The 12,057-nt window shown below is 68.1% G+C and carries 9 protein-coding genes; 7 read left to right on the top strand and 2 right to left on the bottom strand.

Annotation, left to right across the window (positions count from 1 at the left end; all coding sequences use genetic code 11):
- Positions 1-296 precede the first annotated feature (296 nt).
- Together ACGTNG_RS15130 and ACGTNG_RS15125 are read left to right on the top strand one after the other, a co-directional pair.
- Positions 297-566: a hypothetical protein gene (locus ACGTNG_RS15130; RefSeq protein ID WP_394797355.1), complete on the top strand. Its 270-nt coding sequence runs from the start codon at positions 297-299 to the stop codon at positions 564-566.
- A gap of 350 nt (positions 567-916) precedes the next feature.
- Positions 917-1,615, top strand: a complete 699-nt coding sequence (locus tag ACGTNG_RS15125; RefSeq protein ID WP_394797354.1) for a TVP38/TMEM64 family protein — start codon at positions 917-919, stop codon at positions 1,613-1,615.
- Between the two features lie 80 nt (positions 1,616-1,695).
- Here the strand turns inward: ACGTNG_RS15125 and thiI are convergent, their stop codons facing one another.
- Both thiI and ACGTNG_RS15115 read right to left on the bottom strand, forming a co-directional pair.
- Complete coding sequence (gene thiI / locus ACGTNG_RS15120; protein WP_394797353.1) at positions 1,696-3,177, bottom strand: tRNA uracil 4-sulfurtransferase ThiI; 1,482 nt, start codon at positions 3,175-3,177, stop codon at positions 1,696-1,698.
- A 148-nt stretch (positions 3,178-3,325) separates the two neighbouring features.
- Positions 3,326-3,607, bottom strand: a complete 282-nt coding sequence (locus ACGTNG_RS15115) for a hypothetical protein (protein WP_138179719.1) — start codon at positions 3,605-3,607, stop codon at positions 3,326-3,328.
- Positions 3,608-4,040: 433 nt separating this feature from the next.
- Here ACGTNG_RS15115 and ACGTNG_RS15110 point away from each other — a divergent pair, with 433 nt between their 5' ends.
- The 5 genes from ACGTNG_RS15110 to ACGTNG_RS15090 all read left to right on the top strand — a co-directional run.
- Positions 4,041-6,266, top strand: a complete 2,226-nt coding sequence (locus ACGTNG_RS15110; RefSeq protein ID WP_394797352.1) for a TolC family outer membrane protein — start codon at positions 4,041-4,043, stop codon at positions 6,264-6,266.
- Positions 6,267-6,352: 86 nt separating this feature from the next.
- Positions 6,353-8,524 carry a type I secretion system permease/ATPase gene (locus ACGTNG_RS15105; RefSeq protein WP_394797351.1) on the top strand — a complete coding sequence of 724 codons (2,172 nt, stop codon included), beginning with the start codon at positions 6,353-6,355 and terminating at the stop codon, positions 8,522-8,524.
- A complete protein-coding gene (locus ACGTNG_RS15100) occupies positions 8,524-9,951 on the top strand; it encodes an HlyD family type I secretion periplasmic adaptor subunit (protein WP_394797350.1) in 1,428 nt (475 codons plus the stop codon). The genes ACGTNG_RS15105 and ACGTNG_RS15100 overlap by 1 nt, the downstream gene beginning before the upstream one ends.
- Positions 9,951-10,556, top strand: coding sequence for a response regulator transcription factor (locus ACGTNG_RS15095; protein ID WP_394797349.1), 606 nt, complete (start codon positions 9,951-9,953; stop codon positions 10,554-10,556). Before ACGTNG_RS15100 ends, ACGTNG_RS15095 begins: the two co-directional genes overlap by 1 nt.
- A gap of 180 nt (positions 10,557-10,736) precedes the next feature.
- Positions 10,737-12,057, top strand: a 1,321-nt coding sequence (locus ACGTNG_RS15090; protein WP_394797348.1) for a retention module-containing protein, incomplete at its 3' end; no start/stop codon positions are given.

Raw genomic sequence — 12,057 nt, 5'->3', positions numbered from 1 at the left:
GAGGCCGCCATGCGACATATCCGTGAAATCAGGGCTGGGATTGTAGCATCTTCCTCCCCTGCTGCACCCGCCTGGCGGTCGGCCCTCGGGGAGCGCCGACGTCCGCCGCGTCGCCTGACGGGGACGGGGTCCCGGGCTCGTCGTCGCCGGCGGGCGACGTTTGGCACGGCCCGACGACTCGGGTAGAGTCCCCTCTCCTGCGGCGGGGCCCCAGTGGATGGCGCGGCCTGCCGGCGGACTCATCAGCCTGACGTCACCTTCGCGGGACCCCAATGTTCTTCACGGAGGTATCTCCCATGGCATTTCGCCGTATCCTGCCCGTCATGGGCGTTGTCGCGCTGCTCACCGGTTGTGCCGGCGGGGCCATCGCCCCGAACTACACCAGCGAGAATCCCGACATCATGCGCATCGGCAACGAGCGTCCCGCCGATCCCCAGGTGACCACCGAGAGCCTCGGCTCCTACTGCGTCAAGGTCACCGAGACCTGGAGTGAGCAGGGCGAGACGCCAGATGGCCAGAGGCTCTGGGCCCTGAGCACCCAGCGCACCGTGGTGCCCTGCAACTGAGTCAGGTCTGCCCATCGTCTCATGACGGCTCGGGCCCGGTGCATGCGTGCACCGGGCCTTTTCGTGTGTTGCGCCTGGTCGATGGGGCCCGATCGTGACGGTCCGGTCGCCTGGCGACACGGTCGCGTGGCGGTGCGTGGCGTCTCGGGCCGACGGATAGACAGGGCTAGAATGAGTAGAAGGCCCGTGCCATCCCGGGTGCCGACGGGAGAAAACGAACGGCCCCGGACGTTCCTGGGATCGGGGGCCAACCAGGCGACGGGGCGGTGAGCTGATCGATGGCCGTTGCCGGAACCTCGGATCGCCCGTCACACCACATCAGCGCACGCGCAAGGGATGACAATGGCATCATGAGAATCGAGCCGCGGCATGGGAAGCAGGCGCTGCTGGCACTGCTGCTGCTGGCGGGGCTGGTGGCGCTGGGGCTCTGGGTTTACCAGGCGGGCTGGATCGATCCCGTGAACCTGGAGCGGCTCGGCCTGAGACTGGGGCCCTGGGGGCCGCCGATGCTGGCGGGCGTGATGGCGCTCACGGTGGTGGTCGGGCCCATTCCCACCATGGTGGTCAGCGTGGCGGCGGGGATGATCTATGATCCCCCGCTGGCCTTTCTGATCAGCATGAGCGGGGCCCTGACGGGCGCCGGGCTGAGCTTCTGGATCGCCCGGCTGGCGGGCAGGCCGGTCATCGAGCGGCTGCTGCATGGCCATGTCGCCCTGTTTCCCGAGTGCCCGCAGCACATCCTCTTCAGCATGGTGCTCGTGGCCCGGCTGATTCCCGTCGTCTCCTTCGCGCTGATCAGCTATGCGGCGGGGCTCACGGCGCTCACCACGCGTCGCTTCCTGGTGGCGACGGCGCTCGGCATGTCGCCGATGACCCTGATCTACGTGCTGGCCGGAAAGGGCATCGCCATCGACAGCGGCTGGGCGATGGCGGTCGGGGCGGTGGTCGTCTGCCTGCTGGTCGCGCTGCCGAAGATGGTCGATGCCGGCTGGATACCGCTGCCGGCGAGCTGGCGAGCCTTCGTCGATCATCTCAGACACCCTCACTAGGCATCCCCGAGCGTCATCGCTGGTCGCGCGTCGAGATCGGCCGCCGCGGCTTTCGCTCTTGTCGCCCCGGCCCCTGGGGCTCAGCCCGTCGCCGCGAGGCGATAGACCCCGAAGTGATCGAGCCCCCGGTCGGCGAGATGCAGCGCCTGCATGCGGCTCATCACCCCCTGATCGCAGTAGAGCAGGTACTCGCGATCGGCAGGCAGGTGCTGTGCCTGGTCCTGAAGCTCGTAGAAGGGGATCTCCAGGCAGGGCACGTCGGGAAGCGACAACGGCGTTTCCTCGCACTCGTCGGGACGGCGGATGTCGATCACGCTAACCGCCGGCATCTCGGCGAGTCGCGCCGGCCCGTCGACGACGGTGACCTCGCCGGGTTCGCGCGGCTTTTCCCCCAGGCGATTGGCTCGGGTCACGGTGGCGGCGTCGACGGCGGCCTCCAGCACCGAGAAGTCGAAACCGGCCTCGGCGGCCAGCACCTTGTCGGTGGGCGCGCTGGTGTGGGGGCGCCGCGAGATGACCCCGCAGTACTCAGGCATCTGCTCGGCGAAGCGGGCGGTATCGATGCGGCGGGCCGTGTCGATGATCTCCTGCTTGTCCTCGGTGACCAGCGGACGCAGGATCGGCCGTTCGCTGGCCGCGTCGATCAACGCCAGGTTGGTGAGCGTCTGGCTCGACACCTGGGCGATGGCGTCCCCGGTGACCAGCATCGGGATGTTCGCACGCGCCGCGACGCGGCTGGCCACCCGCACCATCATGCGCTTGAGGATGATCCCCATCAGGCCGTCCGGAATGCTGCGCAGGATCTCGGCGACCACGCCCTCGAAGGGCACCGAGGTGAAGTCGACGTTGTGCGAGGCGCTGTAGCGCTGCCAGAGGTGGTGGGTCACCTCCCTGACCCCGGCCTCATGGGCCGGTCCGCCCAGGTTGAAGAACAGATAGTGCGTCTTGATGCCGCGGCGCAGCATGCGCCAGGCGGCCACGGGCGAGTCGAAGCCCCCCGAGACCAGCGCCAGGGCTTCGCCCTGCACGCCCAGCGGGTAGCCACCGAGGCCGGGGCGGCGTGAGCGAATCAGCTGCAGTCGCTTTCCGGTCAGCTCCACCGACACCACCACCTCGGGATGCTTCAGGTCGACCCGCGCCGAGGGTTCGGCGGCCAGCAGGGCGCCGCCGAGGTGGCGTTCCAGATCCATCGACGAGAAGGCGTGCTCGCCGCGCCGTTTGGCGCGGACGCGGAAGCGGCGTCCGGCGATCGCCGGCGCCCAATGGGGCACGATCCATTCGGCGGCCTCGTCGAGCGAGCCGCAGGAGACCTCTTGCGTCGCCAGCACCTCGTGGATGCCGGGGATGCGCGTCAGGCTTTCTTCCAGCTCCCGTTCGCGTTCGGCAGGCAGCGTCTCCGGAAAGCTGACGCGCAGGGCGTCCCAGCTTGCCTTCACGCGCACGCCGGCTTCCTGCAGGCGCAAGGTATTGCGCACGTTGCTGGCGAGGCAGCGGGTCATGTGTTGACGAACGGAGCGGGACTTGATGGTGATTTCGGGGTGGAGCTTGAGCAGATAGGTCATTCGAAGGGAGCAGCAGTGACGATGTGGCGGGCATTCTACCAATGACGTGCCTCGCCCGCACGGCGCGTCTTGGATCCGTGGGGGCTAGACCACCGCGCCCGGCACAGGGGCCGGGCGCGATCATGACGGTACCGTCAAGCGACAGGGTTCAGTAGAGCGCCTGCTCCTCCCTGGCGACTTCCTTGAGGAGTTCCAGGAACAGCCGGTCGGCTTCCGAGTGCTCGGTGGGGTCCTCGGGGATGTGCACGCTGGTGGTCTCGGAGATCTCGTTGGCGATCCGTGCCATCACGTCGCCATCGCCCGGTTCGGTGAGCTGGCGGCGGGTGATGTCCAGTGACTGCTCGAGAATCTTCGGATCCTGCAGAAGTTTCTTGATGAAGCCCCGCAGCTCGTTGATCACGCGGGTCTTCTGGATTTCCGATGAGGCCATGACGTTCTCCTTGGTGTAACCACGCCGTTTCGGGGACGGGCAGACGATACCACGTTTGCCGGCGCGCGTGCCGCGAGAGCGCCCGCGCTGGGGCCCGCTCCCTGCCGACTGGCCAAGGTATGACGCCATGTCGCTCAGTCGGAAGATGGACAAATCCCGTCGCTCAGTTACTATTGATTACAAAGGAACACGTGATGCAAAGGCATGAAGCGCTTGATGTCGTGTCTGCCCCATTCTCCTGACACTAATTCGCGTGACGCGATGGTCGATTTCTTCGATGGGGAGGGTGGATGCGATCCACGACTGACGAGAGGTTTCAGTTGATCCTGTGAGCGGCCGGTGATCGCCGCGAAGACAGGAGCTGCATCTCATCATCGCCAGGCCGACCGTTCCGCTCCACGGACACGCCGCCGCTCTTCGAAAGGGAATGCCCATGAACGTCACCGCCGATCCCGTGCAACTCAATCATGCCCGCCGTCTCGTCGGCTCCGTTCTCATGGGGGCGTCCCTCGCGCTTGCGCCGATTACCGCGGCGGTGGCCCAGTCGCTGCCTCAGGGCCTGGCGTCCCCAGGGAGCAGCGACCTGCGCCAGGTCGTGCAGCAGGCGATCTCGACCAATCCCGAGGTCATGGCGGCCTGGAACGGTTTCCAGGCCGCCGGCAACGACATCGGCGTCGCGCGGGGCAACTACCTGCCCAGCGTCGATGTGGCCGCGGGCATCGGCCTGGAGGATCGCCAGCTCGATGGGCGAGGCAGCTACGATACCAGCTATGCCGAGCTGACCATCACCCAGATGCTCTGGGACGGCCTGGCCACGGCCAGCGAGGTCGAGCGCCTCGACCGGGCCGAGCTGGTGCGCTACTACGAGCTGTTGGGGGCGAGCGAGGAGGTGGCGCTGGAAGCGACCCGCGCCTACCTGGACGTGCAGCGCCGTCGTGAGCTGGTGCGTCTGGCCCAGGACAACTATCGCGAGCACCTGCGGGTCTACAACCAGATCGAGGAGCGGGCGCTGTCGGGCGCGGGGCGCCGCGTCGATCTCGAGCAGATCAGCGGCCGTCTGGCGCTGGCCGAGTCCAACCTGCTGACCGAGGCCTCCAACCTGCACGACGTGACGGCGCGCTTCCAGCGCATCGTCGGCGACCTGCCGGCCGAGACCCTGGCGCCGGTGCCGGAGATGGACGAGCGCCTGCCGGCAGACGTCGGCCGGGCCCTCGATCTGGCCTTCCAGGGCAACCCCGAGTTCCACGCCGCCATCGAGAACATCGAGGCCTCCCGCGCCGAGCAGCGTGGGGCCCGCTCGGCCTTCCATCCGCGCCTCGACCTGCGCGGGCGCACCGGCACCTACGAGAACAACGACGGCAACTACGACCTGGTCGCCGATGGCGAGCACCGGGATCGCCACAGCATCGAGCTGGTGGCCAGCATGAACCTCTACCGCGGCGGCAGCGATCGGGCCTCCTTCCTCGCCGCCAGCGAGCGGGTCGAGCAGGCCGTCAACCTGCGCGAGAAGGCCTGCGTCGACGTGCGCCAGACCACCCAGATTGCCTACAACGATACCCAGCGCCTGCGCGAGCAGCTGCAGTACCTCAACCAGCATCGTCAGTCGATCGACCGCGTCCGCGGGGCCTATCAGCAGCAGTTCGATATCGGCCAGCGCACCCTGCTCGACGTCCTGGACAGCGAGAACGAATACTTCGAGGCGAGTCGCGCCTATGCCAATGCCCAGTACGACGTGGCGCTGGCCGATGCCCGCACCCTGGCCGCCATGGGCCAGCTAATGCAGGCGCTTCAGGTGCGTCGCGACGACATGCCGAGCCTCGCCGAACTGGGCAGCGACGGCGTGGCGATCGATCCCGACGTGATCTGTCCCGCCCCGGGCCCCCAGGGCTTCACCCTGGCCGACTTCACCGGTGGCATCGAGGCGCCGGCCCGAGCGCCGGACGTGACCCTCTCCGCCGATGCCCTCTTCGAGATCAACAGCGCGGAGCTGAGCGGCGATGCCAGAGCCGAGCTCGATGCGCTGGCCGCCGAGGTCCGGGGCATGAACAACCTCGCCCGGGTCTTCATCGCCGGCCATGCCGACATCACCGGCAGTGACGCCATCAACGATCCGCTCTCCCAGGCGCGTGCCGACAGCGTGGCGCGCTACCTGGTGAGCCAGGGAGTCGAGCGAGGGCTGATCGAGACCCGCGGGTTCGGTTCCCGCCAGCCGGTGGCGAGCAACGCCACCGTGGACGGACGCCGCCAGAACCGCCGCGTCGAGGTGACCCTCGAGCGCGTCGGCGAGAACCTGGATCTGAGCGGTCGCGCCCTCGAGCGTGACCAGGCAGCGCCGGCCATGGCCGACCGCCTCGGGAGTGCCTGGCGCGCCGCGCCCGACCATCTGTACGGCGAGGTCGATGTGCGAGTCTCAGAGCCAGTGACACTGCCACGCCGGGAGGGCGCCTTCCTGCAGGTGGCGGCCCTGTCGAGCGAGGCGCGAGCCAACGGCCTGGGACAGCGCCTGGAAAGCGAATTCGACCTTCCCGTCCGGCTCGACTCTGCCGGCACGCTGCACCGCGTTCAGCTTGGCCCGATCGTCGATCGCGCCGCGATGGCGTCGCTGCGTCAGCGGCTCGAAGCCATGGGCTTCGCTGGCAGCTATGCGGTGCGCGGCTGACCGGACGGCAAACGGGCAGGCACGGCCTGTCGGAATGCCGCGCCCCACCGTGATCGCGGTGGGGCGACTCGACGTATGAGGTGGCTGTGTCACAGAAAGAAGAGCTGGACCCGGGCCCAGGGCCCTCTCGGTCGGCGGTGCCTGACGAGTTGCTCGAATGCCTGCAGACCATCGCGCAGGTGCATGATCGGGCGGCCACGGCCGAGTCGCTGTTGGCCGGCCTGCCCCTCGAGCAGGGGCGACTGACGCCCGGCGTGTTCGCTCGCGCCGCGTCCCGCGCCGGGCTGACCGCGCGGATCACCGAGAGCCGCCTGGTGCAGCTCAATCCCGCGCTGTTTCCCGCCGTGCTGCTGCTCGAGCCGGGACGTGCCTGCGTGCTGGTGGCCCTGGATCTGAAGGCGCGCCGTGCGCGAGTGATCTTTCCCGAACTCGGCGATGCCGAGACCGAAGTGAACCTCGATGGCCTGCAGGCGAGCTACAGCGGCCAGGCAATTTACGTGCGCCCGCGCTTTCGGTTCGACACCCGCGGGCCCGAGGTCAACCGACAGCGCTCGCGCCACTGGTTCTGGGGCGTGGTCCGTGAGAATCGCAGGCTCTATCGCGACGTCATCGCGGGCTCGGTGGTGATCAACCTCTTCGCGGTGGCGATGCCGCTGTTCGTGCTCAACGTCTACGACCGGGTGGTGCCGAACCACGCCACGGAGACGCTCTGGGTGCTGGCGGCGGGCATCTTCATCGTGCTCTGCTTCGATCTGGCCCTGCGACTGATGCGCAACGCCTTCGTCGACCTGGCGGCGAGTCGGGCCGACGTCAAGCTGTCGTCGTCGATCATGGCGCGTGTGTTGGGGCTGCGCATGGAGGCGCGCCCGGCCTCCACCGGTTCCTTCGCGGCCACCCTGCAATCCTTCGAGTCGGTACGGGCCTTCATCGGCTCGGCCACGGTGGTGGCACTGGTCGATCTGCCCTTCGTGCTGCTGTTCGTGGGCATCATCGCGCTGATCGGCCCGCCGCTGGTGATCCCACTGCTGGTCGGCATCGCCTTCGTGCTGCTCTATGCCATGGCCGCCCAGGGCAAGCTCCATGAGCTCTCCGAGACCACCTGGCGGGTGGGGGCCCAGCGCAATGCCACCCTGGTCGAATCCCTCTCCAGCCTGGAGACGGTCAAGTCGCTGCGCGCCGAGAGCCGGATCCAGGGCAGCTGGGAGAAGGCCTCGGCCTTCCTGTCGCGCACCTCCGCCCAGCTGCGCCTGGTCAGCTCGTCGGTCTCGAGCGTGGCGCTCTGGGCCCAGCACAGCGTGGCGGTGTGCGTGATCGTCATCGGGGTCTACCAGATCATCGAGGGCAACCTGACCCAGGGCGGGTTGATCGCGGCCTACCTGCTGTCGTCGCGCGCCATGGCCCCGATCAGCCAGGCGGCGGCGCTGCTGGCGCAGTATCACCAGGCCTCCACGGCGCTGCAGTCGCTCGACGCGGTGATGGAGCGTCCGGTGGAGCGACCCGACGGCAAGACCTTCATCGACCGCCCGGTGGTGCGGGGCGAGATCCGTTTCGACAAGGTGTCGCTGCGTTATCCCGAGGCGGAGCGCGACGCCCTGCGCGACGTCACGCTGACCATCGAGCCGGGCGAGCGGGTGGCGCTGCTGGGGCGCGTGGGCTGTGGCAAGACCACGCTCAACAAGTTGCTGCTGGGGCTCTATCAGCCCACGGCGGGGGCGGTGATGATCGATGACGTGGATATTCGCCAGTTCGATCCCCTTCAGCTGCGCCGCCACATCGGCTACGTGCCCCAGGACGTCAGCCTGTTCTTCGGCTCGCTGCGCGACAACATCCTCGCCGGGGGCGGCAGCGACGGCGTGGACGACGAGGCGCTGTTGCGGGCGATCAAGCTGAGCGGGCTCGACGGCCTGGTCAATGGGCATCCCCAGGGCGTCGACCTGCCGGTCGGGGAGCGCGGCCAGATGCTCTCCGGCGGCCAGCGCCAGGCCGTAGCCATCGCCCGGGCGCTGGTCCACGATCCGCGCATCCTGCTGCTCGACGAGCCGACCAGCGCCATGGATCACGCCAGCGAGGAGGCCTTCAAGGCCAACCTCAAGGCCTACGGCCAGGGCAAGACTCTGGTGGTGGTCACCCATCGGACCTCGCTGCTGTCGCTGGTCGACCGCATCCTGGTCATCGATGCCGGCAAGGTGGTGGCCGACGGACCACGGGACAAGGTGGTGGAGGCCCTGCGCAAGGGACAGATCGGGAGGGCCAGCTGATGGCCGATTCCCACAAGAGCGCCGAGCAGCAGGGCTTCGAGGCCATCGGCTGTTTCTCCGAGACGGGCGGGCGACCGTTTCGTCCCTTCATCGACCGAGTCTTCGCCCGCCGGGTCAGCGCGGCGCACCTGAACCGCGACTGGGCGAGCGACGCCGACTGGGCGCGACTGCAGCAGGACCCGATCCGTGCCCGGGCCTTCCTCTACGTGGTGGTGCTGGCCGTGGCGGCCTTGCTGGTCTGGGCCTGGCTGGCGCCCATCGATGAGGTGACGCGTGGCACGGGCCGGGTGATTCCCTCCAGCCAGCTGCAGCGGGTGCAGTCCTTCGATGGCGGAGTGGTGCAGGAGATCCTGGTGCGCGAGGGCGAGCGCGTCGAGACCGGCGAACTGCTGATGCGCATCGACCCCACGCGGTTTCTGTCCAGTTTTCGCGAGAACCGCGCCACCGCGCAATCGCTGCAGGCGCGTGCGGAGCGCCTGAGGGCACTCGCCACCGGGTCGACGTTTTCGCCCTCGGAGGCGCTCACCGAGCAGGCTCCGGGGATCGTCGATCAGGAGCGTGAGCTCTACCAGAACGCCCTCGACAAGCTGGCCGAGGAGCAGAGCATTCTCCAGGAGCGGCTCGCCCAGCGCCGCGCCGAGCTCGACGAGGCGCAGTCGCGGCGGGATACCGCGGGCCGGGAACTCGGCATGGCCAGCCAGGAGCTCAACCTCACGCGGCCCCTGCTGCAGTCCGGTGCCGTCTCCGAGGTCGAGGTGCTGCGACTGCGGCGCGAGGTGTCACGGGCCAGCGGTGAACGCACCCAGGCGGCCGCCCAGGTGGAACGCCTGCAGTCGGCGATCGACGAGGCTCAGGCCCAGCTTCGTGAAGTGGAGCTGAACGCCCGCAACGAGTGGCGAACCGAGCTGTCGCGGACCCTGGGCGAGCTGGCCGCACTCGATGAGTCGAGCGCCGGGCTCGAGGATCGGGTGCGCCTCTCGGAGATCCGTTCGCCGGTCGACGGGGTGGTGCAACGCCTCGGGATCAACACCCTCGGCGGGGTGGTGCAGCCCGGCCAGGAGGTAATCGACATCGTGCCCAGCGACGATGCCCTGCTGGTGGAGGCGCGGATTGCCCCCCAGGACATCGCCTTCCTGCGGCCCGGCCAGCCGGCGACCATCAAGCTGACCGCCTATGACTTCGCCATCTATGGTGGCCTCGAGGCCGAGCTCGATCACATCAGCGCCGACACCATCACCGACGACGAGGGCAATACCTTCTACCTCGTCCGGGTGCGCACACGGGAGGATGCCCAGCAGCACCGCGAGCTCGAGGTGATCCCGGGCATGACGGCCCAGGTCGACATCCTGACCGGCAAGCGCACCGTGATGCAGTACCTGCTCAAGCCCGTGCTGCGGGCCTGGGAGAACTCCATGGGAGAACGATGATGACACAGCTGTTCGTCTGTCACGGACATGACGATATCCCGCGCTGGCGTGGCGCCTTCGGCGAGGCGCGCCTGCTCAGTCGCCAGCAGGCTCGCGCCCAGGCCGGAGAGGGCGACAGCGTGTGGGTGATGAGTGATATCGAGGCCTGGCCAAACCTGGTCACCCTGCTGAGCGGCCGGGGAGCCATCGTCAAGGTGCTGAGCTATGCGCCCGACCCGCTCGAGACGCTTCGGGCACTCGACGCCGGGGCCCGCGGCTATGCCCATGCCCTGTCGCCCCCCGAGCTGCTGCGGCAGATGGCGCTGGTGACGAGCCATCGGGGGATCTGGGTGCCCCCCGAGCTGCTGGCCCAGGTCATGGGCAGTGCCTACCGGGCCCTCGGTGGCGAGTCGCGACAGCAGGACGAGGTCCTCTCGGAGCTGACCGAGCGTGAGCGGGCCGTGGCGCTGGCCGTGGCCGAGGGGCAGAGCAACAAGGAGGTCGCGCGGCGACTCGAGATCACCGAGCGCACGGTCAAGGCGCACCTCGGTGCCATCTTCCGCAAGCTCGGCGTGCGCGATCGGCTGCAGTTGATCCTGAAGCTTGGGCAGCGGGAAACCGCCTGATCCTTGGCCGTCTCTCATGACCGAGGTCGCATCCAGCGCCTCGCCGCATGCCGTTGGCCAGAGGCGGGACCATGGCCATCGGTACAATAGTGTGGCCTTTCCGGCTGCTCTAGTTTCTGAGTATCAGCCGTTCTTCTCTTGGGCGGCCTCGCAAGCGCTTCGTACGCAGGGAGTCGACTCATGACCATCGCTACCATCATCTCCATCACTGGCCAGGCCTGGGCGCGCGATGCCTCGGGCGATCTTCGCGAGCTGCGGGTGGGCGACACCCTGCAGGAGGGCGAGACCCTCGTGACCTCCGATAATGGCCGGGTGCTCCTCGACTTCGCCGATGGCCTCGACCCCACCGTCATCGGCGAAGGTCAGGAAGTCGCCATCTCAGCCGACCTCGACGCCGAGCAGCCGGTGGTCGCGGAGGAGGCGAGCGTACAGGATGAGGACCTGGAAGCGCTGCTGGCGGCCCTCGAGGAGGGCGAGGGCGACCTGCTCGAGGGGCTCGATGCCACCGCAGCAGGCGCCGGGGGCGCCGGTGGACCGGGGGGCGGCCATGACTTCGTGCGCCTGGCGCGTATCACCGAGAACGTCGATCCGCTCGCCTTCGAATACGGCCTGGCCTCCCTGGATGAACCATCCGAACTCGAGAGTCAGGCGCTCGATGAAGTGCCTGATGCACCGCCCAGCATCCTTTCCATCACAGATGCCACAGAGGTGGAAGGCACCGATCTTGTCCACGTGGTCACCCTCAGTGGTCCCCCAACTGTGCCGGTCACCTTTACCTTCAGCTGGAATGATGTAGAGGCGATTGGTGGTAGTGATTACGGTCAGCCGCCGACCTTCAGCAACGGTGTCACCTACGACAGCAGCAATGGCACTATCACCGTCCCGGCGGGTGTTACCAGCTTTAGCGTCAGCTTCGCCGGCCTCGGTGATGACATCGCCGAACTGGCGGAGACTTATGTTCTGACCGTGGGCAGCCAGACTGCCATCGGCACCATAGTGGACAATGATGAGCCGGGCGTGTCGGTGGATCCGGCGGTTGACGCCCAGGGCGAGGTCGTCGACGAAGGCGACCAAGCCATCTTCACCGTCAACGTCACCGAAGCGGCGGTGGGCAGCACCCTGGCCCTGACCCTGAACGACGGCACGGCCGCCGTCGGCGACGACTACGAGGCGGCGTTCGAGTACAGCCTCAACGGCACCGACTGGTTCGACTACAGTGCGCCGATCAGCCTGCCGCAGGGCGGCGATCAGCAAGTGCAGGTCCGTACTCAGACCCTCGACGACAACGTCGACGAGCCGAACGAGACCTACCAGCTGACCGCCGAGCTGAGCGACGGCACCAGCACGGTCAGCGACACCGGTACGGCGACGATCGTGGACAATGATGAGCCGGGCGTGTCGGTGGATCCGGCGGTTGACGCCCAGGGCGAGGTCGTCGACGAAGGCGACCAAGCCATCTTCACCGTCAACGTCACCGAAGCGGCGGTGGGCAGCACCCTGG

The organism is Halomonas sp. B23F22_3, from assembly GCF_043496965.1.
Lineage (GTDB): Bacteria > Pseudomonadota > Gammaproteobacteria > Pseudomonadales > Halomonadaceae > Halomonas.
This window is presented reverse-complemented; position numbering and strand designations above follow the sequence as displayed.

What these genes read in the sequence shown, in the direction of transcription:
- ACGTNG_RS15130 (WP_394797355.1), top strand. Translation starts at nt 297, where the DNA reads ATGGCATTTCGCCGTATCCTGCCCGTCATGGGCGTTGTCGCGCTGCTC.
- ACGTNG_RS15125 (WP_394797354.1), top strand. Translation starts at nt 917, where the DNA reads ATGAGAATCGAGCCGCGGCATGGGAAGCAGGCGCTGCTGGCACTGCTG.
- thiI (WP_394797353.1), bottom strand. Translation starts at nt 3,177, where the DNA reads ATGACCTATCTGCTCAAGCTCCACCCCGAAATCACCATCAAGTCCCGC.
- ACGTNG_RS15115 (WP_138179719.1), bottom strand. Translation starts at nt 3,607, where the DNA reads ATGGCCTCATCGGAAATCCAGAAGACCCGCGTGATCAACGAGCTGCGG.
- ACGTNG_RS15110 (WP_394797352.1), top strand. Translation starts at nt 4,041, where the DNA reads ATGAACGTCACCGCCGATCCCGTGCAACTCAATCATGCCCGCCGTCTC.
- ACGTNG_RS15100 (WP_394797350.1), top strand. Translation starts at nt 8,524, where the DNA reads ATGGCCGATTCCCACAAGAGCGCCGAGCAGCAGGGCTTCGAGGCCATC.
- ACGTNG_RS15095 (WP_394797349.1), top strand. Translation starts at nt 9,951, where the DNA reads ATGACACAGCTGTTCGTCTGTCACGGACATGACGATATCCCGCGCTGG.